General features: G+C 70.8%; 26 protein-coding genes. 13 read left to right on the forward strand and 13 right to left on the reverse strand.

Annotated features, from left to right (window positions below; genetic code table 11):
* The first annotated feature begins 3 nt into the window (after positions 1-3).
* On the forward strand, positions 4-819 hold the full coding sequence (locus tag ACFY10_RS47270; protein ID WP_390671585.1) for a DUF2993 domain-containing protein: 816 nt from the start codon (positions 4-6) through the stop codon (positions 817-819).
* Between the two features lie 145 nt (positions 820-964).
* Here the strand turns inward: ACFY10_RS47270 and ACFY10_RS47275 are convergent, their stop codons facing one another.
* Together ACFY10_RS47275 and ACFY10_RS47280 are read right to left on the reverse strand one after the other, a co-directional pair.
* Complete coding sequence (locus ACFY10_RS47275) at positions 965-2,299, reverse strand: acyltransferase (RefSeq protein WP_390671586.1); 1,335 nt, start codon at positions 2,297-2,299, stop codon at positions 965-967.
* Positions 2,300-2,395: 96 nt separating this feature from the next.
* Complete coding sequence (locus tag ACFY10_RS47280) at positions 2,396-3,046, reverse strand: TetR/AcrR family transcriptional regulator (protein WP_390671587.1); 651 nt, start codon at positions 3,044-3,046, stop codon at positions 2,396-2,398.
* A 528-nt stretch (positions 3,047-3,574) separates the two neighbouring features.
* Here ACFY10_RS47280 and ACFY10_RS47285 point away from each other — a divergent pair.
* Complete coding sequence (locus tag ACFY10_RS47285) at positions 3,575-4,015, forward strand: ATP-binding protein (RefSeq protein ID WP_390671588.1); 441 nt, start codon at positions 3,575-3,577, stop codon at positions 4,013-4,015.
* A 46-nt stretch (positions 4,016-4,061) separates the two neighbouring features.
* Here the strand turns inward: ACFY10_RS47285 and ACFY10_RS47290 are convergent, their stop codons facing one another.
* On the reverse strand, positions 4,062-4,763 hold the full coding sequence (locus ACFY10_RS47290; RefSeq protein ID WP_390671589.1) for an SDR family oxidoreductase: 702 nt from the start codon (positions 4,761-4,763) through the stop codon (positions 4,062-4,064).
* A 139-nt stretch (positions 4,764-4,902) separates the two neighbouring features.
* On the opposite strand from ACFY10_RS47290, the gene ACFY10_RS47295 reads away from it, so the two are divergent.
* Positions 4,903-5,253: a hypothetical protein gene (locus ACFY10_RS47295; RefSeq protein WP_390671590.1), complete on the forward strand. Its 351-nt coding sequence runs from the start codon at positions 4,903-4,905 to the stop codon at positions 5,251-5,253.
* Between the two features lie 27 nt (positions 5,254-5,280).
* On the opposite strand, the gene ACFY10_RS47300 is transcribed toward ACFY10_RS47295, so the two are convergent.
* Together ACFY10_RS47300 and ACFY10_RS47305 are read right to left on the reverse strand one after the other, a co-directional pair.
* Positions 5,281-5,871 (reverse strand): PadR family transcriptional regulator, encoded by a 591-nt coding sequence (locus tag ACFY10_RS47300; protein ID WP_390671591.1) that lies wholly within the window; start codon positions 5,869-5,871, stop codon positions 5,281-5,283.
* 40 nt (positions 5,872-5,911) lie between these two features.
* Complete coding sequence (locus tag ACFY10_RS47305; protein ID WP_390671592.1) at positions 5,912-6,559, reverse strand: TetR/AcrR family transcriptional regulator; 648 nt, start codon at positions 6,557-6,559, stop codon at positions 5,912-5,914.
* 70 nt (positions 6,560-6,629) lie between these two features.
* Here ACFY10_RS47305 and ACFY10_RS47310 point away from each other — a divergent pair, with 70 nt between their 5' ends.
* Together ACFY10_RS47310 and ACFY10_RS47315 are read left to right on the forward strand one after the other, a co-directional pair.
* On the forward strand, positions 6,630-6,866 hold the full coding sequence (locus ACFY10_RS47310) for a hypothetical protein (RefSeq protein ID WP_390671593.1): 237 nt from the start codon (positions 6,630-6,632) through the stop codon (positions 6,864-6,866).
* Complete coding sequence (locus ACFY10_RS47315; RefSeq protein ID WP_390671594.1) at positions 6,863-7,024, forward strand: hypothetical protein; 162 nt, start codon at positions 6,863-6,865, stop codon at positions 7,022-7,024. Before ACFY10_RS47310 ends, ACFY10_RS47315 begins: the two co-directional genes overlap by 4 nt.
* A gap of 33 nt (positions 7,025-7,057) precedes the next feature.
* On the opposite strand, the gene ACFY10_RS47320 is transcribed toward ACFY10_RS47315, so the two are convergent.
* A complete protein-coding gene (locus tag ACFY10_RS47320) occupies positions 7,058-7,855 on the reverse strand; it encodes an SGNH/GDSL hydrolase family protein (protein ID WP_390671595.1) in 798 nt (265 codons plus the stop codon).
* A 104-nt stretch (positions 7,856-7,959) separates the two neighbouring features.
* Positions 7,960-8,874 (reverse strand): helix-turn-helix transcriptional regulator, encoded by a 915-nt coding sequence (locus ACFY10_RS47325; protein ID WP_390671596.1) that lies wholly within the window; start codon positions 8,872-8,874, stop codon positions 7,960-7,962.
* Positions 8,875-9,040: 166 nt separating this feature from the next.
* Here ACFY10_RS47325 and ACFY10_RS47330 point away from each other — a divergent pair, with 166 nt between their 5' ends.
* The 6 genes from ACFY10_RS47330 (at position 9,041) to ACFY10_RS47355 (ending at position 16,105) form a co-directional block, all read left to right on the forward strand.
* On the forward strand, positions 9,041-9,823 hold the full coding sequence (locus ACFY10_RS47330; protein ID WP_390671597.1) for an SDR family oxidoreductase: 783 nt from the start codon (positions 9,041-9,043) through the stop codon (positions 9,821-9,823).
* A 53-nt stretch (positions 9,824-9,876) separates the two neighbouring features.
* Positions 9,877-10,095, forward strand: coding sequence for a tautomerase family protein (locus ACFY10_RS47335; protein WP_390671598.1), 219 nt, complete (start codon positions 9,877-9,879; stop codon positions 10,093-10,095).
* Positions 10,096-10,207: 112 nt separating this feature from the next.
* A complete protein-coding gene (locus tag ACFY10_RS47340; RefSeq protein WP_390671599.1) occupies positions 10,208-13,144 on the forward strand; it encodes a SpoIIE family protein phosphatase in 2,937 nt (978 codons plus the stop codon).
* A gap of 46 nt (positions 13,145-13,190) precedes the next feature.
* The gene (locus tag ACFY10_RS47345; RefSeq protein WP_390671600.1) at positions 13,191-14,159 is read left to right on the forward strand and encodes an alpha/beta fold hydrolase; all 969 of its coding nucleotides are present in this window, start codon (positions 13,191-13,193) and stop codon (positions 14,157-14,159) included.
* A 161-nt stretch (positions 14,160-14,320) separates the two neighbouring features.
* On the forward strand, positions 14,321-15,382 hold the full coding sequence (locus tag ACFY10_RS47350; RefSeq protein ID WP_390671601.1) for a helix-turn-helix domain-containing protein: 1,062 nt from the start codon (positions 14,321-14,323) through the stop codon (positions 15,380-15,382).
* A gap of 462 nt (positions 15,383-15,844) precedes the next feature.
* The gene (locus ACFY10_RS47355; protein ID WP_390671602.1) at positions 15,845-16,105 is read left to right on the forward strand and encodes a hypothetical protein; all 261 of its coding nucleotides are present in this window, start codon (positions 15,845-15,847) and stop codon (positions 16,103-16,105) included.
* A gap of 44 nt (positions 16,106-16,149) precedes the next feature.
* Here the strand turns inward: ACFY10_RS47355 and ACFY10_RS47360 are convergent, their stop codons facing one another.
* The 3 genes from ACFY10_RS47360 to ACFY10_RS47370 all read right to left on the reverse strand — a co-directional run bounded on the left by ACFY10_RS47360 (position 16,150) and on the right by ACFY10_RS47370 (position 18,669).
* Positions 16,150-16,353 carry a DUF397 domain-containing protein gene (locus tag ACFY10_RS47360; protein WP_390671603.1) on the reverse strand — a complete coding sequence of 68 codons (204 nt, stop codon included), beginning with the start codon at positions 16,351-16,353 and terminating at the stop codon, positions 16,150-16,152.
* 385 nt (positions 16,354-16,738) lie between these two features.
* Entirely contained in the window at positions 16,739-17,518 is a 780-nt protein-coding gene (locus ACFY10_RS47365; protein ID WP_390671604.1) for an SDR family NAD(P)-dependent oxidoreductase, read from the reverse strand.
* A 44-nt stretch (positions 17,519-17,562) separates the two neighbouring features.
* Positions 17,563-18,669, reverse strand: coding sequence for an NAD(P)/FAD-dependent oxidoreductase (locus ACFY10_RS47370; protein WP_390671605.1), 1,107 nt, complete (start codon positions 18,667-18,669; stop codon positions 17,563-17,565).
* A gap of 285 nt (positions 18,670-18,954) precedes the next feature.
* Here ACFY10_RS47370 and ACFY10_RS47375 point away from each other — a divergent pair, with 285 nt between their 5' ends.
* Positions 18,955-19,695 carry a VOC family protein gene (locus tag ACFY10_RS47375; RefSeq protein ID WP_390671606.1) on the forward strand — a complete coding sequence of 247 codons (741 nt, stop codon included), beginning with the start codon at positions 18,955-18,957 and terminating at the stop codon, positions 19,693-19,695.
* 508 nt (positions 19,696-20,203) lie between these two features.
* On the opposite strand, the gene ACFY10_RS47380 is transcribed toward ACFY10_RS47375, so the two are convergent.
* Entirely contained in the window at positions 20,204-21,013 is an 810-nt protein-coding gene (locus ACFY10_RS47380) for an SDR family NAD(P)-dependent oxidoreductase (protein WP_390671607.1), read from the reverse strand.
* Between the two features lie 62 nt (positions 21,014-21,075).
* On the opposite strand from ACFY10_RS47380, the gene ACFY10_RS47385 reads away from it, so the two are divergent.
* Complete coding sequence (locus tag ACFY10_RS47385) at positions 21,076-21,861, forward strand: helix-turn-helix domain-containing protein (protein WP_390671608.1); 786 nt, start codon at positions 21,076-21,078, stop codon at positions 21,859-21,861.
* Between the two features lie 4 nt (positions 21,862-21,865).
* Here the strand turns inward: ACFY10_RS47385 and ACFY10_RS47390 are convergent, their stop codons facing one another.
* Both ACFY10_RS47390 and ACFY10_RS47395 read right to left on the reverse strand, forming a co-directional pair.
* Complete coding sequence (locus ACFY10_RS47390) at positions 21,866-22,546, reverse strand: response regulator (protein WP_390671609.1); 681 nt, start codon at positions 22,544-22,546, stop codon at positions 21,866-21,868.
* The gene (locus tag ACFY10_RS47395; protein WP_390671610.1) at positions 22,543-23,748 is read right to left on the reverse strand and encodes a sensor histidine kinase; all 1,206 of its coding nucleotides are present in this window, start codon (positions 23,746-23,748) and stop codon (positions 22,543-22,545) included. The genes ACFY10_RS47390 and ACFY10_RS47395 overlap by 4 nt, the downstream gene beginning before the upstream one ends.
* Positions 23,749-23,795: the final 47 nt, after the last annotated feature.

Consider the following 23,795-nt stretch of genomic DNA (forward strand, 5'->3'; position numbering starts at 1 on the left):
CTCATGTACCAGCCCGACCACGGATACGAGGACGACGTCACGTACGCGTCGTTCGCACCGTCCCCGGCGCCGCCCAGCAGGAGCCGGCGGTCGGCCTTCGTCGCCGGCGCCGCCCTGGCCGTGCTGATCCTCATCCCCCTCGCGGTCGACCGGGTTGCGGCGGCTCACGCGCAGGCGCGCACGGCGACGGCGTTCAAGGAGGGCATGGGCACGCCCGAGCGGCCCGAGGTCCACGTCCACGGCTTCCCCGTGGTGACCCAGCTGGCCTCGGGCACGCTGCGGCACGTGGACATCACCGCGCACGACCTGCCGGCCGACGGGGCCGACCGCCCGCTGCCGGTGTCCCGACTCGACCTCGATCTGCACGGGCTGACGAAGTCCGACGACGACAGCGCGGCGCGGGCCCGCTCTGCCGAGGCGACCGCCTTCCTGTCCTACCCGGACGTCTCCGGCGCCCTCGGCCTGGAGGTGTCCCAGGGGGCCGGACCCGGCCGGATCAGCGCGAAGGTCCAGCTGCCCTTCGGCGACGAGGCCACCGTGACGACGACAGTCTCGGCGGTCTCCGGCAACCGCATCGCCTTCGGGAAGTTCACGGTCGCGGGCGGCGCACTGCCGTCCGCCGGGGAAGCACTGCTCGACAAGGTCTTCGCCCGGCCGATCCAGCTGCGGAACATCCCCGAGGGCCTGCGCCTGCGGTCCGTCACCACGACGGCGACCGGACTCGCCGCCCGCTTCTCGGGCAAGTCGGTCACCTTCCACGCCGACGACGGCTCACAGAGCAACTCGACGCAGGACAAGGCGTCGTACGGGAGCGCCTGAGGACGGTCAACGGGACCTCGACCGGCTGCAGTTGAGGGCCCGTTGTGTGGGACCGGCGCCGACTCTCACGTCGCGTCCGTCGGCGCGGGGGACGTGACTGGTCGTCCCGTTGTCCGAGGCCTCCGGCGTCGGAGGCCTCGGAGGATCAGGCCGCTTCCTCCAAGGCGTCGTCCTTGACGTCCTCGCAGCGCTCGGTGCTGGTGGGGTCCGCCGGCCGCCGGTGGAGCAGTACCAGCGCCGCGCCCGCGGCCAGGCCCAGTGCGGGCAGTGCGGGGAACCGGCCGTCGGGGGCGAAGCCGTGCGCGGCGAAGGTGCTGAGGGCGGTGACGCACCCGGCCAGGCCCGGCCAGAGCAGCCATGCGCGGTACGGGCCGACGTCCGGGCGGGTCCGCTCGTACCGCCTCACCAGGCCACCCTCCAACGGTTGCAGCACCGACACCGCAGCGAACAGGACGAGGCCGAGCACCAGCAGCCAGGGCACGCGCAGCGCCCACCATGCGGCGGATCCCAGGGCGGGCTCGGGTGCGAGGCCGGTGAGGTAGAAGGCCGCGGCGACCACCAGCACCGGCAGCATGTGCCACAGATACAGCGTCATGCTGACGCCGCCCAGGGGGCGCACCACTCGCCACACCCGTTCGCGCCCCAGGAGGCGCCGCAGCGCAGGTGCCACGAGAAGGCACGCGCCCACCTGGGCGACCGCCCAGGACAGCATCGCCGCCGACGGCGGGTTGGTGTTGCTGGGCGTCTGGCCGGTCACCAGGATCAGGCTGACCGGGAAGGGGCCGAGGGCAACCAGCGCCGCGAAGGCCAGTCCGCCGCCCGCGGCCAACGCTGCCGGCAGCAGCGGCCGGCGCTCGGTCAGCAGTCCGTCGCGCCAGCAGAAGCCGAGTTGGTAGGCAACGCCCCAGACGAGCACGTAGTCGAGCAGGCCGACGTAGGGTGCGTGTGCCGTGAGCACCAGCGTGTCGGCGGTCAGGGCGACCGCGCCCATGGCCGCGGGGACGGCGAGTCCCCAGCGCCGGTGCGCCGCGTAGAGCACCGGTGTCAGGGCGCTGAGCAGCAGATACACCGGCAGGAACCAGAGCTGCATCGCCATGGCCCACCCGACGAGCGCGAGGGTGCCCGGGTCCACGCCGACCGCCGAGCAGACCCCGACGGCAAGCAGGACGAGGCCGCTGTACAGGGCCGTGGGCAGCAGCAGGCGCACCGCCCGTCGCCCCACCCAGCCGGCGGCCGTGCCGCCCGCCGACCGTGTCCGCGCCCAGGAGCCTGCCGCCGCATGGCCTCCGGCCAGGAAGAACAGCGGCATGATCTGGAAGAGCAGCGTCAGCCACTGGGTCCAGGGCACGCTCGCCAACAGCTCGGGGGCGGTGAGCTCACCGTCGGGCCCGTGCAGCAGGGCGGTGATCAGCCAGTGGCCGAGCACGACCAGGACGATCGCCCACGCGCGCAGGAAGTCGACGTAGCGGTCTCGGCTCATGCCTCGCCATGCTGCCCCCGGCCCCACCACCGACGTGGCAGCACGTCCGGGCCGCAACCAATCCGTGCCCGGTACGAGATCCCCCGGGTCCGCGGCTCACACGTCCGCGGCGGACTCCTCGCGCGGGACGATCGCCGCGACCTCCTCGACCACCGCACCCGCCCGCTTCTCCGGCACGCCGGCCGCGATCAGCGTGGCAACGGCCGTACGGGTCCCGTCGTCCTCCAGCGCCCCGGTGTTCACGTCCTCCAGCAGCGCGACCGTCATCGCCTCAAGTCCGGCGCTCAGCACGGCGGGCGGCAGATGGGAGTGGAAGACGCCGTCTTGCTGTCCGCGCTCCAGGATGGCCGTGACCACCTCGCGGGCCGGGGCCAGGACCTCGGTCACGCGCTCCGCACCCAGGTCCCGCCGGGCCAGCCCCAGCAGCATCCGGTAGCGGTCCCCCACCGGCCAGATGGAGAGCACGAAGTACGCGAGCGCCCGCTCGGCCGGCTCCTCGGGCCGCACCCCGCGCACCAGCGCCTCCTTCAGCGTCTCGGACGCCTCTTCGGTGAGCGCCTCCAGCAGGGCCGAGCGGCCGGGGAAATGACCGAAGAGCGTGCGCCGTACGACGCCCGCGGCGCGCGCGAGTTCCTCGAGCGTGACGTCAGGATTCCGCCCGAGCTCCTGGCGGGCCGTGGCCAGGATGCGCGCCCGGTTGGACCGCGAGTTGCGGCGCAGCGGCTCACGGGCGGCGGGTTTGGTCACGGATCAACCTCGGCGGTGTGTGGGCGGGAGGGCTGAACAGCGGGAACGGCACGTCCATTTTGGCACGGCGCATGTTTCGGACCCTCAGGCGAGGGGCGAACAGAGCACGGTTTCGTCTGCCGATCGGGGGCGGTATGCATGTCCGGGGCCGGATCCAATCGCTGCTCGAGCAGCCGAGGTGGTCCGCCGAGCCGACGGCCGGACCATCGACCGGGTCGTCCGCGCCGTCGGGATGCACCGGCAGGGCCCGGAACGGACCGCGACCGCCTCGGCCCTCGCCAAGAACAACCTGCCCGGCCGACCTCGTCACCGCCTCCACCACGGCCCTGGTCACCCGACATGTGCGCAACGCCCTGGCCATTCCTCGGTAGCGGTGATCGCCGAACTGGCTACGCAGCCTGCGGTAGGCGGCACTCGGCCAGATATGGCCAGATTGAGCCGCCCATCATGTGCGGAGTGACATTCATCTGTCACTGTGCGCTTATTCCAGTGTCGAGATCTTTTCGATGTCATTCGGGAGGGATGCGTGTGCTGAGACGTGAGGCGTTCCGGCTTCCCCGGCATCCGGCTTCGGTCGGCTTCGCCCGGTACCGGGTTCGGCAGCATCTGGCCACCTGGGGACACGCGACGAACGACGAGATGACGGAGAGGGTCGTACTGCTCGCCTCCGAGCTGGCGGCGAACGTCGTCCGCCACGGGCCCATCCTGGAGCGCGAGTTCGAGATAGCGGTGACGGCTCGGGCGGACGGCTCCCGTTTCATCGCCGTCTCCGACGAGAGCCCGGCGGAGCCCGTGCTGCACGCCGCACCCACCGGCGACGACGAGAAGGGGCGCGGCCTGCACCTCGTCGACCAGCTCGCCCAGACCTGGGGCGTACGACCCCGCGGACGCAACGGCAAGACGGTGTGGGCCCTGGTTCGCCACCCCCGCCCGCACACCACCGCCGGCCTGCAGAGGCAGCGCGGGTAGCGCACCGCCCTTACGTGTTCCCGGCGGGACCTCGTGCCGCCCGCCGCTACTGCGTCAACTGCGGGTACAGCGCCGCGAGTTCTGCGGACAATCCCGCCTTCACCTGCCGTGTGAGGTCGTCGGCCAGCACCTCGTGCGCTCCCGTCTCGATGCCGTCGAGCGCGAGGGCGGCGACGTCGCGGGGGTCGGACTTGGGCGCGTCGATCCGCGTGGTCAGGTCGGTGTCGACGTATCCGACGTGCAGGCCAGTGACGGCGATGCCGCGCGGCAGCAGTTCCAGGCGCAGGGAGTTGGTCTGCTGCCACAGGGCGGCCTTCGAGGCGCTGTAGGAACCGGCGTTGCCCAGCCAGGACAGCACGGAGTGGACGTTGAGGATGTGGCCGCCGCCGTTGCGCTCGATGATCGGGGCGAAGGCGCGGGTCACCAGCAGCGGCCCGTAGAAGTTGATCTCGAACTCGCGGCGCACGTCGTCGACCGGGGTGTCGAGGAAGGACCCGCCGACCGAGGCCCCTGCGTTGTTGATCAGGACGGTGACGTCCTGGGCCTGCGCGGCTGCGGCCGCCACCGAGTCCGGGTCGGTGACTTCCAGCGCCAGCGGAACGGCGTCGGGGTGTGTCACCGTCCGCGGGTCGCGGGCCGTGGCGTACACCTTGCCCGCGCCCCGGGCGTACAGCTCTTCCACCAGCGCCTTGCCGATGCCCCGGCTGCCGCCGGTGACGAGGACGACGGCGTCTTTGATCGCGGTCATGAGCGCATCTCCCATCTCGGGAAACCGATCGGTTTCCCATTGCTGCCATCGTAAACCGATCGGTTTCCCGCATTCAAGGCGAGCCGCCCTTGCACCTCAATCCGCCCCCGGGGCGGCGGGCGCGGACGACGCGGCCGCGGTGAGCCTCGACCATCCCGACCTGGCCGGGGAACGGGAGCACGCGCTCGCCGCTCACTCGTGGTGCGGGTGGACCGACAACACCCGCTCAGCCGGGTTCCCGCAGGAGATGGAGCGCTTTCCGGGGCGGATCCGGGTGGTGACGCGCAAGACGGTCACGGTGGCCGCCGGGCTGGGCGAGATGGGCCTGCACCGCAATGGCATCCACCCGACGTTCGGCAACTTCGTCCGGTACGTGCTCCCCGGCTCGAATGCGCCGCAGTACGCCGAGCTCCGCTTCCCCCACAAGCCGGTCAAGGAGATTACGGGCGGCCGGCAGCCACCGTCGAAGCGGCGGCCGACCGCACCCTGATCGCAGGCACGCAGACGCTGCGGAGCGTCAGTCGCCGGCCGATTCGGCGAGGGCCGCGGCGCGCTGTTCGAGCCTCTTCAGGGCCGTCTCGCCCCACTGGAGGTTCGCCCGCTCGAGGGCGATCCCGCCCAGCAGGGTGAGGTAGGGGCCGATGCGCTCGGCGGCGGCGAGGTACTCCTCCTCGCTGCGTCCGTCGAGCATGCGCTCCTGCATGCGCCGGTAGCGGGCGAGCTTGGCGGTGGAGCGCTCGCAGCGCTCGGCGACCGAGGCCCGTACGGCCTCGAAGTCCCCGGCATCACCGATGTCGACGCACTGGACCTTGACCATCAGCTCGTCCCGCAGGGCCAGCGGCTTGGCCGGGGCCTCGCCGACGTACTCGCGCAGGACGTCCAGGCCGGCCTCGGTGAGCGAGAACAGCCGTTTGTTGGGCCGGCGCTCCTGCTGGACCACCCGGGCCGAGACGAGCCCCTCGTTCTCCATCCGCTCCAGCTCGCGGTAGAGCTGCTGAGGGGTGGCCATCCAGAAGTTGGCGACCGAGGCCTCGAAGCCCTTCGCGAGGTCGTAGCCGGACGCCTCACCCTCCAGAAGCGCGGCCATCACCGCGTTGCGCAGAGCCATTGCCCCAATTTAACACCTTGTTGATTAGTCAATGGGGCGACTACGGCGGCGTCGGGCCCGGCGTCCCGGCGGGCCGTGAGAGGTCGCCGAGGTGGGTGTGCAGCACATCGGCGCATGTCTGCGGGGTGAGGATCCCGGGATGCAGGACGGCACTGAGGCCGAGTCCGTCCAGGAGCGCCGTCAGCCGCTCGGTCTCGAGGTCGAGGTCAAGGACTGGGCGCAGGACGCCTGTTGCGTCGAGCCGGGTGAGCACACGGCGTACCAGCGCTCTTGTGCCCTCGGCGGTCTGGCGCGTCAGGTCGCCGAAGGCCGGGTTGGTACGGGCGGCGATGTTGAAGTCCAGGAAGACGGTGACCTCGGCACGGCGCTGCTCGTCGAGGGGCAGCAGCTCGGCCAGGAGTCCGGCCGCGAGCCGCAGCTGTTCGGGCCGGGGGTGGCTGCTCAACTCCCCGATGGCCTCCACGCGTTCGAGCAGCCGGCTTTCGACCCGGTCGAGCATGGACTGCATCGCGAAGCGCATCAGGTCCTGCTGGCTCGCGAAGTAGTGGCGCAGGGAGCCGATGTTGAGCCGAGCCTCGTCGGCGACGGCCCGCAGCGAGGTGCGTTGCAGGCCTTCGCGGACGACGACTCGGAACAAGGCGTCGACGACGTGGCGGCGGCGGGCGTCCGGGTCCACAAGCTTGGGCATGGAGCCTTTCTATCACAGCTGTGATACAAAGGATTTATCACAGGCGTGACACAACGGGTGGAGGCTCTTCGTGGAGACGTACCTCAATCTCATGCTCATCAGGTTCGGTGTGGTCGTGGGCGGTCTGGTGGTGCTGGCACTGCTGGTCTTCGCCATCGCCCTGAGGCTCAAGCGCAAGGGCAGGCTCGACGAGGTGCGCCGGTATGCGGACCCCGCGGTGCGGGCCGGACTGCGCGCCGCTGCCCGGCGGCTGGAGGGCGGCGGGCAGGGGGCGTCCTGGTCGCGCCGGCAGGACGGCCGGCGATGACCGGCCTGGCCATGGAGTCGTCGGACGTTCTGCAGCACCTGTTGCTGGACCGTGCGATCAAGGTCGTCATCGTGGTCGTGGCCCTGGGCGTCCTGGCGCTCGGGATGCGGGCGATCTGGCGACGGGCTGCTCGCCCGCCCCGTTCCCGGCGCCCCTGACGGCGCGGATGCAGGACCGAATGCCGGTGCGGCTCAGGAGGGGCCGTCGGCGAGCGCGGTCACCGGGAGGAGCGCGGGCCGCTTGGCCTGCCGCCCGTCGCCGGACGAGCGGCCGCGGACGCGCCGTACGATCCAGGGCCCCAAGAAGGCGCCGGCCCAGCGCAGTTCGGCCCCGACGGCCCGCAGGCCCGTGCGCGCCGCCGCCTCGGGAGGAAGCGGTCGCATCCAGCTGTCGTCGCTGCCCGGCAGGTCGAGGGCGTGGGCGACGGCGGCCGCGATGCGGGCGTGGCCGCGCGGGCTCGCGTGCAGCCGGTCGGCGCTCCACATGCGGGGATCGGTCACCGCCGGGTACGGCCATGAGTCGACCACGGCGACACCGTGCCGTCGGGCCGCCTCCCTGATGCGGACGTTGAGGGCGACGATGCGCGGGGCGAGCGGCCGGGCCGGCGGGGCGATCCGGCCGATGTCGGGGAAGGTGACCGTCGCGACGCGGGCGCCCTGCCCGGTGAGCGCGGCGAACATGGCCTCAAGGTGGTCGGCGACCTCGTCCGCGTCGAACCGGGGCCGCAGCACGTCGTTGAGGCCCGCGACGACCGTGGCGAGGTCGGGCTTCAGCGCGAGGGCGGGCACCAGCTGCTCTGCGTGCACCTGCCCGGCGAGACGGCCGCGCACGGCGAGGTTGGCGTAGCGCAGGTCCGGGCTGCTCAGGGCGATCTGCTCGGCGAGGCGGTCCGCCCAGCCGCGCAGGCCCCGCACCTCGTCGCCGTCACCGAGCCCTTCGGTCTGGCTGTCACCCAGGGCGACGTATCGCAGGTATCCACTGTCTGTCACGGTCGACCGCCTTCCGCCCCGCCACGTACCGAGTCAGCCCACTAATCACCTATTCGCATTGTTGACTATACGAGAACCGGCCGCCCGATGCCATGCGGATACCGTCAGTGCAGGGCCGCGCCCCCAGGGAGCGTCTTACCGCTGGCCGCCGTGTCCTTCGCTCCGATCATGTCCTGCGTGGCGGTCATGTCCTGCGTGCCGATGACGGAGAGCAGTTCCAGCTGGGCGGCTCCCTTGGTGCCGGGCGGGGCGGAGAACCACAGCAGGCGCTGGCGTCCGTCCTCGCTGAACAGGTTGTGGCAGTCCAGCTCGATGACGCCGAGAGCGGGATGGACGATGCGTTTGCGCTCGACCCTGCGCACGGCGACGTCGTGGGTGTCCCACAAGGCGGCGAACTCCTCGCTGCGCCTCCGCAGCGACGCCACCATGCGGGCCACCTCGGTGTCGTGGCCGCGGCGGGCGGCGGTCGCCTGGAGGTCGGCGACGAAGGACCGGGAGTGGTGCGGATGGTCGTCGGCGGGATAGATCTCGCGGGCGGCGGGGTCGGTGAACCAGCAGTACACGAAGCTCGCCGCCGTGCCGCGTCCTGTCGGCAGGGGGCCGAGGAGTGCGGTGGCCGCCTCGTTCTGGACGAGGGCCTCGTGCAGATCCGTGATGACCCGGGCGGGAGTGGTGCCGAGCCGGTCCAGCAGGCCGAGCAGGGCCGGCTGCACGTGTGCGGTCGGGCCCTGGGCGGCCGGCGGGAGGGGCCGGTCGGCGAGGTGGAAGAGGTGGTCGCGCTCGTCGCCGCTCAGACGCAGCGCCCTGGCGAGGGCGGCCAGGGCCTGAGCCGAGGGCTGGGCGCCACGACCGCGTTCCAGCTCGGTGTAGTAGTCGGCGGACAGTCCGGCCAGCTGCGCGACCTCCTCGCGCCGCAGGCCGGACACCCGGCGACGGGGGCCTGTGGGCAGGCCGACGTCGGCCGGGCGGACGCGGTCGCGGCGGGACTTCAGGAACGCGGCGAGTGCGGGAAGGTTCACCCGTCCATCCTCGCCCGGACGGAGATACGGAGCCAGGGGATGACAACCCCCGGGTAAGCACAGCCCTGGCTGCGGACTTCACGCGGGCCGATCGTGGAGGTCACGGCGGGCCCGGCGACAACGCCGAGGCCGCCCATTCTCCCAACGCACCCTCACAGGAGCCCGCATGCCCTCCCCCACCCCGGCGGACAGCCGGACCGCACCCGACCACGACTCCGGCCACCCCCGCGTCGCCATCGTCACCGGCGGCTCCCGCGGCATCGGCCGACAGACCGTGAGCCGCCTGGCCGCTGACGGATTCGCCGTGGTCGTCGGATACGCCGGCCATGCCGAACCGGCCGAAGCCGCCGCCAAGGAGATCGCGGCGGCCGGCGGCCGGGCCGTCGCCGTCCAGGCCGATGTCGCCGAAGAACAGGCGGTGGCCGCGCTGTTCGACCGGGCCGAGTCGGAGTTCGGCGGCGTCGACGTCGTCGTCCACACCGCCGGACGGATGCTCCTGGGCCCCATCGCCGAGCTGGACCTGGCCGAGCTGGACGCGCTGCACCGCACCAACATCCGCGGGACCTTCGTCGTCGCCCGGCAGGCCGCCCGCACGGTGCGCCCCGGCGGGACGATCGTCACGTTCTCAACGTCCCAGGTGGGGCTTGCCTTCCCGGCCTACGGCGCCTACATCGCGAGCAAGGGCGCGGTGGAGGCGCTCACCCTGGTCCTCGCCCGTGAGCTGCGCGGCCGGGACGTCACCGTCAACGCCGTCGCGCCCGGTCCGACGGCCACCGACATGTTCCTGGACGGCAAGGACGAGGAGACCGTCGCCCGCCTCGCGGCCATGCCCCCGCTGGAACGGCTCGGCACCCCCGCCGACATCGCCGAGGTCGTCGCCTTCCTCGCCTCACCGGCCGGCCACTGGCTCAACGGCCAGGTCATCCGCGCCAACGGCGGCATCATCTGACCGCCCGGACACCCCAATTACCCCCATCACACAGACAACAGAGAGAACAGCCCATGCCGTTCGCGAACTTCAAGGTCCCCGCCGGAACGCTCACCGAGAAGCAGAAGGAGCAGATCGTCACCCGCACCACCGAGCTGTACGTCGAGATCTACGGCGAGCGGGCCCGCGCCAACACCATGGTCCTGGTCGAGGAGGTCACCGACGGCGGCTGGGGCATCGGCGGCAACGTCCTGACCCTCGCCAAGCTCCAGGAACCGCCGTCCGAAGACTGAGAGTTACCCATGGCTCACGCCATGCATGCCGACGCCGCTGCTCGCGGCGAAACCGCACGTCAGAATCTGTGAAAAAGGTTTCGGAAGAAAACAGGAACGATAAGTTCCCGTCATGAACGCGCGCCTCGCTCTCCTGGACACCGTGGCCCCTGGCCTGACGGAGAGCGAGGTCTTCCGGCTCGCACTACAGCACGCGGTCGGCGAGTTGGGCGCGCTCGGCGGCACCGTGCACCTGCGCGGTCCGATGTCCGCGCTGCGCCTGGTGTCGGCCGTCGGTCTGCCGCCCGCCCTCACCCGCTCCTGGGAGATCCTCGACCAGGAGGGCCCGTTGGCCCCGGCCCGCGCCCTGCACCGGGGCAGCGGCGTGTGGGTGCCCCTTCGCTCCGGCGAGCCGGACGCGGCGGGCGTCGCGTGGCCCGGCAGCGGCCTGGCGGCCCTGCCCGTGTTCAGCGGCAGACGCAGCATCGGCGCCCTGACCGTCCTGACCGGCGAAGGGGGCGAACCCGCCCCGGAACACTGGGAGTTCCTCCGTACGGTGGTCGCCTGGGCCGAGGACCGCATGGCTCAGGCACCACGGCCGTCCTCGCCCGCACGGACGGAGCTGAGCGGGGAGCGTCTGCGGCAGGCGCTGAAGGAGGTCAGCGTCGGATCCTGGGACTGGGACATCCGCACCGGCGAACTCGTCTGGGACGAGGCGGCCTTCGAGGTGTACGGCGTCCGGCCGGCCGACTTCACCGGACGGATCGAGAGCTGGATGAGGATCGTCCACCCCGACGACCTGGCACCGGCCCTGGCGGCGACCGAGCGGGCGATACTCGACCACACCGTGTACGAGGCCGACTACCGGGTACGGCGCCCGGACGGCACGTACGGATGGACGCTGGCCCGCGGCCGGACCACGTACGACGAACAGGGCGAACCCCTGCGGATGGTGGGCGTGGCCTGGGAGACCAACGAGTCGCGCAGTGCCCGTGACGCGCTCGGCCGGGCCCTCAGACACATGAGCGACGGCTTCCTCGCGGTGGACGACGAGTGGCGGATCACCTTCGCCAACCTGGAAGCGGAACGTTTCCTGGGCTTCTCGGAGGAGGAGCTCTTCGGGCGCCTGCTGTGGGAGGTGCCCTCCGCCCGGCAGGTCCACGGCCTGGAGAGCCGCTGCCGGCGGGCCGCGGCCGAGGAGAAGCCGGCCGGCTTCGACGTGCAGATGCCGGACTCCGGGCAGCGCTTCCATCTGCGGCTGGTGCCCGGGCCCGACGGGCGCACCCTCTACTTCCAGGACGTCACCGAGAAGCGGCGCCTGGCCGAGGAGCGGGAAGCGGCCCGGCACGCCGCGGCCGAGCGGGCGGCCCGTATCGCGGAACTGACCGCAGAGCTCGCCAAGGCGATCACCTCACAGGACGTCGTGGAAGTGATCGCCCGACGCGTACTGCCGCCGTTCTCCGCAGCGGGAGTCCTGGTCCAGGTCATCGAGGGCGACCGGCTCCACCACGTCGGAGCCGTCGGCTACCCGGACGACTTCCTCGCCGGCATCGACAACCGCGCCCGGGTGACGGGCGACCCGGCCTGGGACCCGATCGCCACCGGCACTCCGCTGTTCCTGTCCACTGCGCAGGAATTCACTTCGCGCTACCCGGATATCGCCGAGCTGCCGTTCCTCGCCGGTAAACAGGCATGGGCGTTCCTGCCGTTGACCGCGTCCGGCCACACCTTCGGACTGTGCGTCGTGGCCTTCGACCGTCCGCGGCTGCTCACCGACGAGGAACGCGCCCTGCTGACCACGATCAGCGCCCTGGTCGCCCAGTCCCTGGAACGAGCCCGGCTCTACGATGCCGAGCACACCCGGTCCCGCGAACTCCAGCGCAGCCTGCTCCCCCAGCGCCTGCCGGACCTGCCCGCCTGCACCGCGGCGGCCCGCTATCTGCCGGGCGCGCAGGGCGCGGACGTGGGCGGCGACTGGTACGACATCATCCCCCTGTCCGGCGGGCGGGTCGCGCTCGTCGTCGGCGACGTCATGGGCCACGGCCTGCCGGAGGCGGCCACCATGGGCCGGCTGCGCACCGCCGTGCACACGCTGGCCGATCTCGAACTGCCGCCCGACGAGATCCTGGGTCACCTCAACGACCTGGTCGGGGGCATGGGCGAGGGGTCGTACGTCACCTGTCTGTACGCGCTCTACGACTCCACCACCCGGGTCTGTTCCCTCGCCCGCGCCGGGCATCCGCCGCCGGCGCTGGTCCACCCCGACGGCACCGTGCACTTCCCGGAGCCGGAGGCCGACCCGCCGCTCGGCGCGGCCCAACCGCCGTTCGAGACGGTCGAGTTGGAGGTGCCGGAAGGCAGCCTGCTCGTGCTGTACACCGACGGGCTGGTCGAATCGGCGAAGCGGGAGATCGACGAGGGCATGGCGGAACTGGCGCGGATACTGAGCGCGGCGCACGAAGGCGCCGCGGTCCGCACGGCCGTTGACCTCGAGCGGCTGTGCGACACGCTGACGGCCGGGCTGCTGCCCACCGAGCACGGGGCGGCCGACGACGCAGCGTTCCTCGTCGCCCGTCTGCACGCGCTGCCCGCGGACCGGATGGCCTCCTGGCCGCTGCCCCAGGATCCCCGGGCGGCCGGCCAGGCCCGCCGTCATGTGCGCGAGCAACTCACCGTCTGGGGCCTGGACGACCTCGTCGCCACCAGCGAACTCCTGGCCAGCGAGCTCGTGGGCAATGTCGTCCGCCATGCCAAGGGGCCGGTCCGGCTACGCCTGTTGTACGGCGCCGAGTTGATCTGCGAGGTCTTCGACGGCAGCCAGACGATGCCCAGGATCCGCCGTGCGACGGAGACCGACGAGGGCGGCCGGGGGCTGCAGCTGATCGCTGCGCTGTCCGGGCGCTGGGGTGCGCGCTACACGCCGACGGGGAAATGCATCTGGGCCGAACTGCCGCTGCCCGACGGCCGGGACGAGCGGCCGGCGGATGCCGCGGACCAGGCGGACCTGCTGTTGCTGCGCGCGGCCGACTTCGGGGACGATTTCGAGGGCGACTGGGAGGCGCTCCTGTGAGGGGACGCCCGCCGCGCCAACGATCATGGCACGTATGCTCATGCACATGGTTGAGCATCGAATGATTGACGTGAACGGGATCCGGCTGCACATCGCGGAGGAGGGCGAGGGCCCCCTGGTCGTGCTGCTGCACGGTTTCCCCGAGTCATGGCACTCATGGCATCACCAGTTCGGCCCGCTGGCCGCCGCGGGCTTCCGTGTGGTCGCCCCCGACCAGCGCGGATACGGGCGCAGCGACCACCCCGCCGATGTGGACGCCTACACCATCCTCCACCTGGTCGGTGACGTCGTCGGCCTGATCCACGCGCTGGGCGAGGAGCAGGCGTACGTCGTCGGACACGACTGGGGCGCCCCGGTCGCCTGGCACACCGCGCTGCTGCGGCCGGACGTCGTGCTCGGTGTGGCCGGCCTGAGCGTGCCGCCGCCGTTCCGGGGCATCCGGCCGCCACTGGCCGTCATGGACCAGATGTTCGACGGCCGTTTCTACTGGAACTACTTCAACCAACCCGGCGTCGCCGACGCCGAGTTCGCCAAGGACACCCGCACCACGCTGCGGAAGTTCTTCCACATGGCCTCCGGCGACGCTCCCGGCGCCGGCGCGGGCAACCAGCCGCTGATCGAACCCGGCCAGGGCTGGCTGGCGACCATGCCGGACCCCGAGACCCTGCCGGAGTGGTTCACCGAGGAGGACCTCGACGCACTCACCGAGAGCTTCTCCCAGGGCTTCACCGGGGCGCTCAACTGGTACCGCAACATCGATCGCAACTGGGAACTGACCGCCCCCTGGCACGGCGCCGTCGTCAGCCCGCCCGCGCTGTACGTCTACGGCGACCGCGACCTGGTCCCCGCCTTCCCCGGCACCCCCGAACTCATCGCCGCCCTCCCGGACTTGATGCCCAACCTGCGCCGCAAGCCCGTCGAGCTGGCGGGCTGCGGCCACTGGACACAGCAGGAACGCCCCGACGAGGTGAACGAGGCGCTCATCGGCTTCCTCACCGAACTCAGGGATGCCTAGCACGGCAGTTGGCTTCGTCCTAGCTTTTGAACAGGCCGAAAAGCTGATCTCAACCATCACGCTGCAAGCGCCCGGCGACTGCACTTTGATGCCGCTTTGCGAAAAGAGTGACGCCTGCGCATGGTGCTGACGGCTCTCCCGAGGTGGCTGTGGTTCCGGTTATGCAAATCAACCCGCCGGCCAGGTCTGCGACCGCGCGAAAAGACGGCTTGCTTTATGCGCCATTGAGTTCTGCTGATCTCCACTTGGTGATGCAACAATCTGCTGTATCGCAGATTGGGGGACGAATGGCCACGCCGAGCAGGGGAAGTCCGGCGATACAGCGACTTCGGCTGAGGTCGGAGTTGCGCCAAGCCAGAAAGTCGGCCGGTCTGACACAGAAGAGTGTTGCCGATGAGATGGAATGGTCACCGAGTAAGCTACTGCGCATAGAAGCAGGCGAAGTAGGAATTTCGGTAAATGATCTGCGCTCGCTCCTGGCACTTTACGAAATCAGCGATCCGGGCAAGATCTCGATATTGCTCGGCCTTGCCCGGGGCAGCCGAAAGATGCCCTTTGTCGAGTACCGGGACATCTACGGGAAAGAGTTCCTCGACTTCCTGGCGATGGAGTCGTCCGCTTTTGTGACGAGGACGTTTCAGCCCCTCGCGCTGCCAGGACTCCTACAGACCGAAGAGTACGCCGACGAGATCGTGCGGGCCTATACGCCTGAGCGCTTCTCGGATCAGCAGCGAAGCCGCATGGTCGAGGCCCGCATGCTTCGGCAGGAGGCGCTGGACCGTGATCATGCCGAATTCTTCTTCATCCTCGACGAGTCGGTCATCAGACGCCAAGTCGGCGGACCGGGCGTGATGCGCGCTCAACTGCGCCGGCTGGCCGAACTGGCGGCGCATCCCCGCCGAGAAATAATGATCTTCCCTTTTTCCCAGGGGGCTCATGCGGCATCACAAGGACCATTCACACTCTTCGAGTTCGACGAGGGAATGGACCCTTTCCTCTATCTGGAGAACCTACGGGGAACGGCTACGGTCAGCACCACGAATGAAGACACCGTGTCTTATCTTGATCTCTTCTGGAAGCTGGAGGAACGCTCGATCAAGGGGGACCGGGTCCCGCGTCTGCTTCTGCAGATTGCGGACCACATGGGGTCGGAGCCGGCCGAGCCCAGGATGCCGGAACAGGCCGTGCCCGGCTCACAGGGGGCGCACGGAGGCACCTCGTAGCGCATGGGCGGCAGGCGGAGACGTGCCTGTGGCCCCGCCGCAGGCGGAGCCACAGTAGGGGCACGCCCGCTGCAACAGGCTGTGTCCCATGCTGATCGCCCGGGCCAGCGGAGACCAGCGCAGTCATCACAGTCGCGCACACGTTCAGCTTTGGCAATCGCTGCTGGTACGCGGGCCGGTAGCCGCCGATGTTCGACTGCCACTACTTAGGTGTTCTCCCAGCCGGGGCCAAATAAACAAGCGATCTGCTATCTAGCCTCTCGGTGCACCGCAATCGGAGCAGCAGCCGATCGGCACATATGGGATCAAGCTGGAAGATCCGCTTCCGGCCTTTTCCTGGTTGACGGCAGTCCCTCTATGGATGATCAGGCCGAGGCTTGGGAATCTCCTGCTTATCCGACCTGTCGTCTGCAAGCGACTCGTCGACGCACAGTCAAAGTCCCGGGCCATCAGGAGTGATCCATGTCGCCGACCAATCAGCCGTCGAACGTGCCAGAAAAGGGGTCTGGCCAAGTCCCGGCGCTGCCGCGAATAAACGCCATTGCCGCGATTGTTGTGGCCGTTGCTTCATTGGCGTCATCCGCAGCCATATTGATCTTGTCCCCTGACGGGACAGGCAAGGCTGCGGCAGTGGTCCTGGCATCGACCGGCATGGCGCTTGCTGCGCGCCTGGGCAACCCCGGCGGCCGAGACCATCAGCCGTCCGGCGGTTCGCAGGACTGACGGAGTTTCTCACGGGTATAGGCGTGCGGGGCGCAGGCTGAACTTCAGCCCCGCGCGGCCCCTGGCGCACCGTCCGGCCAGTGCTCGACAAAAGACTGCCAAGACGCCGGAGTGAAGCTCAACGAACCGTTGATCACATCCTTGGAATCGCGCACCAGCACCGAGCGCCCGGTCCATGCAACCTCAACGCACTGGTTGCCCGCCATGTCACTCGCGGAGGACCTGCGCCATGGCCAAGAGTCGTTCATCTAGGCGTTCTCTCTCAGGGAATGGCGCGGATTAGCGCCTGCAAAAACCGACCGATCGGTCGGATTTCGCTAAGCTAGCGCACCGGCATCCCTGGAATCAAAACGCCCCGCCACTGGAGACTTGCCGCAGCTCGCTTCCTGCCCTTGCAGCAGCGGCGACCAGGAACGCGCGACACCATAGCGGATCCCGCGCAATATCGACTCCGTTCTGCTCCAGCCATGGCCGGGCGCCGGGCCGACAACGGCGTGGCCCGGTCCTACGGATGAGTTGGCGCCTGCGGCGCGGTGACGAGCCGTCGGCCGACGGCTCGCGATGACCAAGTGCGCGGGAAGGCGCGGCGGGAGGCCGGTCGTCGCCCTCCGATCGCCGCACCACCGGCCCGGCTCAGTGGACCGACAACCCGCCGTCGACGAAGAGGGCCTGCCCGGTGACGTAGGCGGAGGCGCGGCTCGCCAGGAACACCGCCGCACCCGCGAAGTCCTCGGCCAGACCGTTGCGCCCGACCATGGTGCGCGCGGCCAGCGCCGCAACCTTCTCGGGGTCGGACGCCAGCCGCTCGTTCAGCGGGGTCATCACGAAACCCGGCACGAGCGTGTTGCAGGTGACGCCGTACGGCGACCACGCCTCGGCCTGGGAGCGGGCCAGGGACTCCAGCGCCCCCTTGGACACCCCGTAGGCCCCGCTCTGGACGAACGCCCGGTGCGCCTGCTGGGAGGTGATGTGGATGATCCGTCCGAAGCCCCGTTCGGCCATGCCGGGGCCGAACCGCTGTCCCAGCAGGAAGGGCGCCTCCAGGTTCACCGCCATCGTGGTGTCCCACACCTCCTCGCCCAACTCCCCCATCGGCGGCCGCAGGTTGACCCCGGCGCTGTTGACGAGGATGTCGGGCTCCCCGAACGCCTCGGCCGCCTTCTCGGCCGCCGCGCGCACGCCGTCGCGGCTGCCCAGGTCGCCGCTCACCCAGGCCGCCCGGCAGCCGTCGGCCGCCAGCTCGTCGACCGTGGCGGCCAGCTCCGCCTCCTTGCGCGCCACGACCACGACGCTCGCTCCGGCGCGGGCGAGGGCCCCTGCGACGGCCCGGCCGATGCCGGAACTGCCCCCGGTCACCACGGCGACCCGGTCGTTCAGCGAGAACAGTTCGGAGAGGTACGTCTGCGAGGTCATGCCCGCACCTTAGGTGTAGTGACCCGCAGGGCCGAGCCTGGGTCTCAGGCGGCGGTGTAGCCGAGCTGTCGCCTCATGTAGGGGGTCATGAGGGTCTTCGCCTTGGCCAGCACGGAGGTCCGGCCGCCGAGGACCGCGCTCTCGCCGCCCGGCACGGGCAGCAGGGTCAGCCCGTCGGCCGGGCCGAAGGGCACGATCAGCGGGGTGCGGTGGATCGGCCGGTACAGGCGCGGTTCCTTGCGGTGCTTGCCGGAACTGTTCAGGTAGGCGCGGATGTTCCAGGCGGCGAGGTCGGCCTGGGCCAGTGCAGCGGGGGTGATCTTGAGTTCGGTGGCGTCGTTCACGTCGCCGACCGCGAACACGTCCAGCCGTCCCTCGACCCGCAGGGTGCGGTCGACCTTGACGTGCCCGGCCGGGTTGAGCCAGTCGCCGTGCCCGCCCAGGCGCAGCCAGAGCGTATTGGGCGTGGTGCCTGTCGCCCAGAAGGAGAGGTCGGCGTCGATGACGTTGCCGTGCCCGTCGCGATAGGTGCCGAAGTCGTTGCCGGGCGACATGAACGAGTCGAGCCGTACCTCCACGCCGTGGGCCTCCAGCCAGGCCCGCGCCTTGCGCCCGGCCCGCTCGACGCCCGTGGAGTGCAGCAGCGCCGCCCCGGAGTGGGCGAGCGTGACCCGGGCGTCCGGCCGGGCCAGGCGTATCTCGGCGGCGAGTTCGACGCCGGAGGGGCCTCCGCCGACGACGAGGACATGCCCGGCCGTGGCTATCTTCTGCTGGTGCCCCGTGAAGGACTTGACCGCCTCGTCGGTGGTGGTGCCGGTGCAGCGGGCCGGTTCGGGGTAGTCGGCGCCGCTGGCGATCACCACCACGTCGTACGGCAGCCTCTCTCCCGTCGCCAGGACGACCTGGCGCTCGGCCGTGTCGATACGGACCGCCTTGCCCACGGCCACCCGGCCGTTGCGCAGCAGTCGGTCGTAGGGGATGAAAGGGGTCACCGACCACTCCGGGCGAACACCGGCGCGCAGCGAGGCAATACGGTGGAAGAAGACCTCCTTGCGGTCCACCAGCGTGACCCGCGCCACCGAGTCCAGCCTCTTCGCCAGCCGAACACCCGCGTAACCGCCGCCGATCACCACTACGTCGCCGTCGCGCACAACGCCTCTCCTGTGCCTGTGGGGGGATGTGAGCGACGCGATGTGTGGACTTCCTCGGCCACTCGAACTGCGAACGAGGGTACCGCTTGAAACTTAAAGCTCTCAGGCAGGTTTGTGGGCATTCTGTGAAGCGATGGCGATAGCGAGGGCATGGATGGCCACGGCCCTCGTTGACGGACCTCATCGCCACCGGCGGGCTCGCGGGGCGCTGGTCGCTGCTGGACTGGGGGGTCCGGCTGTTGCGTGTCGGATGTCGCTGCAGAGCGGGTGCATAAGATCGTCGGCATGGCACTGCGACCTGTTCATGTGATCATCAAGGCTCTTGACGCCTCGGCGGTCGGCCGGTTCTGGGCGGAGGCGCTCGGCTGGAGTGCGTACAGCCCCGGCGTGACCACCTACGTCGGACCCGCCGGCGGACTCGTCTGGCCGGACCCGGTCGCCGTCGGCATCGACGTCGTTCCCGTCCCGGAACCCAAGACGGCGGCGAAGAACCGGGTGCACCTCGATCTCGCCACCGCCTCCGCGGCCCATCAGACGGAGTTGGTCGCACGCCTGAAGGCTCTCGGTGCGACGCCCGTCGACGTGGGCCAGGGCGACGTGCCGTGGACGGTCCTCGCCGACCCGGAGGGCAACGAGTTCTGTGTGCTGGAGCCTCGGGAGACCTACCGGGACACCGGGCCGATCGCCGCGGTGGTGGTCGACTGCGCGGATCCGCGGGCCATGGCCCGGTTCTGGGGTGAGGCGATGGACTGGACCCTGCACGAAGTGACCGACGATCATGCGTCGTTGCGCTCCGCCAAGGGTGTCGGCCCGTATCTCGAGTTCCTCCGCACACCCGACGTGAAGACCGTGCCGGACCGCATCCATCTCGACCTGCTGCCCTACCCCGGTGACGACAAGGCGGCGGAGGTGGCCCGCCTGCGGGCCCTCGGCGCCACCGACCTCGACGTCGGCCAGGGCGACGTCCCGTGGACGTGCCTGACCGACCCGGAGGGCCACGAGTTCTGCGTCCTCGCCCCGTCCTGACGCGAAGCCTTGCGGAGCCGACGACGGCGCTCGCCGCGCGGTCGGGGTTGGGGTGCACGACGGCACCGCCGACGACGAACAGCAGGGTGCCCGGGCCGGCCGCACCCGCGGCGGGCAGCACGGCCCGCGAGACGGCCGCGTTCAGCGCCGACGCCCGGTGCAGGTCGTCGGGTCCGGTGTCCAGCACCGGTTTGATCAGGCCGACGTCCCCCAGCGGGCTGAAGCACAGCACCTGCGCCGGGCCCTGCCGCGCGGCGAGCACCGCCAACGCCCGCACGGCGGCGCCGGAATCGCTTGCGTCGGCCGGGCACGACTCCGCCTGGATGCCGCCCGCGATCAGGTCCTTGGTCAGGGCGGCGACCCGGTCGGGGTCGCGGGCGACGAGTCCGACCGGGTGGCCGCGCGGGCGCACCGCCGCGCCACCGAGGCACCCGCGCCGGGCCCGGGGCGTTCGCCGTGCATGGCCGCTCCTCGGTCATGCCAGTGGGTGATGCGCCGCTGCCCGAGGTCAGGCCTTGGCGGCGAGTGGCCGCCATGCGTTCCAGGTGTCGAGCCGCTGCCGGTAGGCGGCTTCGACGACGGGATAGGGGTATGTGCCGAGGAACAGCCGCAGGGGTGGCTCGTCGGTGTCGACCAGTTCGAGGATGACGGCGGCGGTGGCCTGCGGATCCTGGGGCGTACGGGCGGCGGCGCCGGCCCGGCGTGCCTCGCGGATCGGCTCGTACGCGTCAATGGGTTCGGTGTGCACCGCGGAGGAGCCGGACCAGTCGGTGCCGTAGGGGCCGGGTTCGACGATCGTGACGTGGATGCCGAGCGGGCCGACCTCCTGGGCGAGCGCCTCGCTCATCCCCTCGAGCGCCCACTTGGAGGCGTTGTACAGCCCCAGGGTGGGAAAGGCAGCGAGGCCTCCGATGCTGGACACCTGCACGATGTGCCCGCTGCGCCGGGCACGCAGGAACGGCAGGGCCGCCTGTGTCACCCACAGCGGGCCGAGCAGGTTGGTGTCGAGCTGTGCGCGGGCCTGGTCCTCGGTGGTCTCCTCAACCATGCCGAAGAGGCCGTAGCCCGCGTTGTTGACGACCACGTCCAGGTGGCCGAAGCCATCCGCGGCCAGCTGCACGGCGGCGGTGACGCAGGCCCGGTCGGTGACGTCGAGGACGAGCGGGAGGACGCGGTCCCCGTGGGCGTCGACGAGGGGTTGCAGGGACTCGGCGCGGCGTGCCGTGGCGGCGACGCGGTCGCCTCGGGCAAGGGCGGCCTCGGCCCAGATCCGGCCGAAGCCGCGGGACGCGCCGGTGATGAACCAGGTCTTTTCCATGCCTCGACCCTGCGCTCTGCGCCGGTGCGCAGCCAGCACCCCGGGAGGGTTACCCTGCGCCCATGGCGGCCGACAACGTGCTGGGAGAGTTCCTGAAGGCCCGGCGGGGACGGGTTCCGCCCGCGCACGCGGATCTGCCCGCCCACGGCCGGCGGCGGGTCTCGGGGCTGCGCCGGGACGAACTGGCCCGGCTGGCCGGGATCAGCGAGCCGTATCTGACCCGGCTGGAACAGGGCGTCGACCAGCACCCGTCAGCGCAGGTGCTGCGGGCGCTCGCACGGGCATTGGAGCTGGACGCCGACGCCTCCGCCCACCTGTTCGCACTCGCCGGCCCGGAACCCGTACAGTCCTCGGAGACCGAAGTCACGCCGGATGTGCACCAGTTGCTCGATGCGTGGGCGGGCAGTCCGGCGTTCGTGCGCAACCGGCGGTTCGACGTGCTGGCCGCGAACAAGTGGGCCCGCGCGCTCGCCCCGATGTACGAGCCCGGGCACAACCTGGCTCGGGACATGTTCCTCGACCCTGCGGCCCGTCGGCTGTTCCCGGACTGGCCGGAGATCGCTGCACAGACCGCCGCGGCCCTGCGCGCCGAGGCCGACCCGCGCGATCCGAGGACCGGGCGGCTCGTCGCCGAGCTCGAGGCGGACGACGAATTCCGCAGTCTGTGGGCGCGGCACGACGCGCGGCCCGCCCGCGACGAGCTCAAACGGTTCGTGCATCCGGTCGTCGGGGAGCTCGCCCTGCGACGGCAGGCGCTCACTGTCGGCGGTGCCGAGCAGCAGGTGATCATCGTCTACCAGGCGGCACCGGGAAGCCCCTCGGCGACCGCCCTGGCACGGCTTCTGTAGACGTTCACATCGCTCGAGGCGTGGGGCGTACCAGGCCGGTCTGGTAGGCGATGACGACGAGTTGGGCGCGGTCGCGGGCGCCGAGTTTGGTCAGGGCGCGCTGGATGTGGGAGCGGACGGTCAGGACGCTCAGGAAGAGTTTCTGTGCGATCTCGTCGTTGGAATTGCCTTCGGCGGCGAGGGCGGTGACCTCCCGTTCGCGCGGGGTGAGGTCGTTGAGGCGTTCCGGGGGTGCCAGGAGGGCGCCCGGGGCCGGTGCGGTGAGGAAACGGGTGATGAGGGCGCGGGTGGCGCCGGGTGAGAGGAGTGCCTCGCCGGAGGCGATGGTGCGGATCCCGGACAACAGGACGTCGGTGGTGACGTACTTGCCCAGGAAGCCGCTCGCGCCGACGCGCAGTGCCTTGGCCACGTACTCCTCGGTCTCGAACATGGTGAGCACGAGGACGCGGGTGCCGGACAGTTCGGGGTCGTCGCAGATGGCGGCGGTGGCGGCCAGACCGTCGGTGCCCGGCATGCGGATGTCCATGAGGACGACGTCGGGGTGACGGGCGCGGGTGAGGTCCACCGCTTCCTGGCCGTCGGCGGCCTCGCCGACGACCTCCATGTCCGTACAGGAGTCGATCAGGAGCTTGAACGTGCCCCGCAGCAGGGCCTGGTCGTCTGCGAGCAGGACGCGGATGGTCACGGAGTTGCCTCGTGTTCTTCTGGGGCCTGGGAGTGGAGCGGCAGAGCGGTGGCGACTTCGAAGCCGCCCTCGGGGCGGGGGCCGGCCCGCAGGTCGCCGCCGACGGAGTGGGCGCGTTCCCGCATGCCCATCAGGCCGAAGCCGCCGCCCGGGACGGCCGGAGCGGCGTCGCGGCCTTCGTTGGTGACCGTGATCAGAAGGCGGGAGTCGGAGTAGGCGAGCCGTACGTGGGCCGCCCGGTCGCTGGCGTGTTTGGTGGCGTTGGTGAGGGCCTCCTGGATGATGCGGTACGCCGTCAGGTCCACGCCCGGTGACAGCGGCCGCGGCTCCCCCTCGGTGGTGACGGTGACATCGAGGCCGGCCGACTCGCACGCGGAGATCACTTCGGGGAGGCGGTCCAGGCCGGGAGCGGGTTCGAGGGAGTCGGCGTCGGGATCGCCGACCTGGCGCAACACGCCGACGGTGGCCCGCAGTTCGAGCAGCGCGGAGGAGGTGGTGGCGGTCAGTTCGTCGAGGAGCTTCTGTGCCTGTTCGGGGTGGGTGGATGCGAGGTGGCGGGCGGTGCCGGCCTGCGCGTTGGCGACGGCCATGTGGTGGGCCACGACGTCGTGGAGTTCCCGGGCGATCCGCATGCGTTCCTCGGCGACCCGTAGCCGGGCCTCCTCCTCGCGGGTGCGTTCGGCGTGCGCGGCGCGCGCCTGCACGGAGTCCGTGTAGTCACGGCGCAGGCGGTCCCGGCTGCCGCCGACCAGGGGCAGCAGCAGCCACAGCACGGGGCCGACGGTGCGCAGCAGGAGCATCTCGGTCGTGGGCATGTCCAGCACGGCGTCGGTGATCACTACGGCCATGGTCACGACACCGTACGTGCGCGTGGTCCTGGGGTCGGTGCCCGCGGCCAGCCGGTACAGAGCGATCATCAGAGGGGCGAGCAGCAGGGGTGTCAACAGATAGCCCAGTGCCACGGTGATCACCGTGCAGACCGTGGCCACGACGACGGCGGTACGCGGGTGGGTGCGTGCCTTCATCTGGACGAGGCAGGCGACGGCCGCGAGGGCCACGGCGGGCCAGTCCTCGCGTGGCTGGCTGATGCCGGGGATGGCGATCGAGGCTCCGAGGGTCACACAGCCGAGCAGTCCCAGGGCCAGGACCACGTCCGTGGCGGTGTGCCGGCGCCCTGTGTAGCGCTCCAGGCTGGTGGTCATCTGTCTCTCCGGGGGTGGGACCTGAGCCCCATAGTGGACGACAAACG

The organism is Streptomyces sp. NPDC001401 (assembly GCF_042895385.1).
Taxonomy (GTDB): domain Bacteria; phylum Actinomycetota; class Actinomycetes; order Streptomycetales; family Streptomycetaceae; genus Streptomyces.

Coding starts and splice junctions, on each gene's coding strand:
- ACFY10_RS47270 (WP_390671585.1), top strand. CDS start 4: ATGTACCAGCCCGACCACGGATACGAGGACGACGTCACGTACGCGTCG.
- ACFY10_RS47275 (WP_390671586.1), bottom strand. CDS start 2,299: ATGAGCCGAGACCGCTACGTCGACTTCCTGCGCGCGTGGGCGATCGTC.
- ACFY10_RS47290 (WP_390671589.1), bottom strand. CDS start 4,763: ATGACCGCGATCAAAGACGCCGTCGTCCTCGTCACCGGCGGCAGCCGG.
- ACFY10_RS47300 (WP_390671591.1), bottom strand. CDS start 5,871: ATGGCTCTGCGCAACGCGGTGATGGCCGCGCTTCTGGAGGGTGAGGCG.
- ACFY10_RS47305 (WP_390671592.1), bottom strand. CDS start 6,559: ATGCCCAAGCTTGTGGACCCGGACGCCCGCCGCCGCCACGTCGTCGAC.
- ACFY10_RS47315 (WP_390671594.1), top strand. CDS start 6,863: ATGACCGGCCTGGCCATGGAGTCGTCGGACGTTCTGCAGCACCTGTTG.
- ACFY10_RS47330 (WP_390671597.1), top strand. CDS start 9,041: ATGCCCTCCCCCACCCCGGCGGACAGCCGGACCGCACCCGACCACGAC.
- ACFY10_RS47335 (WP_390671598.1), top strand. CDS start 9,877: ATGCCGTTCGCGAACTTCAAGGTCCCCGCCGGAACGCTCACCGAGAAG.
- ACFY10_RS47340 (WP_390671599.1), top strand. CDS start 10,208: ATGAACGCGCGCCTCGCTCTCCTGGACACCGTGGCCCCTGGCCTGACG.
- ACFY10_RS47345 (WP_390671600.1), top strand. CDS start 13,191: ATGGTTGAGCATCGAATGATTGACGTGAACGGGATCCGGCTGCACATC.
- ACFY10_RS47350 (WP_390671601.1), top strand. CDS start 14,321: ATGCAAATCAACCCGCCGGCCAGGTCTGCGACCGCGCGAAAAGACGGC.
- ACFY10_RS47355 (WP_390671602.1), top strand. CDS start 15,845: ATGTCGCCGACCAATCAGCCGTCGAACGTGCCAGAAAAGGGGTCTGGC.
- ACFY10_RS47360 (WP_390671603.1), bottom strand. CDS start 16,353: ATGAACGACTCTTGGCCATGGCGCAGGTCCTCCGCGAGTGACATGGCG.
- ACFY10_RS47365 (WP_390671604.1), bottom strand. CDS start 17,518: ATGACCTCGCAGACGTACCTCTCCGAACTGTTCTCGCTGAACGACCGG.
- ACFY10_RS47375 (WP_390671606.1), top strand. CDS start 18,955: ATGGCACTGCGACCTGTTCATGTGATCATCAAGGCTCTTGACGCCTCG.
- ACFY10_RS47380 (WP_390671607.1), bottom strand. CDS start 21,013: ATGGAAAAGACCTGGTTCATCACCGGCGCGTCCCGCGGCTTCGGCCGG.
- ACFY10_RS47385 (WP_390671608.1), top strand. CDS start 21,076: ATGGCGGCCGACAACGTGCTGGGAGAGTTCCTGAAGGCCCGGCGGGGA.
- ACFY10_RS47395 (WP_390671610.1), bottom strand. CDS start 23,748: ATGACCACCAGCCTGGAGCGCTACACAGGGCGCCGGCACACCGCCACG.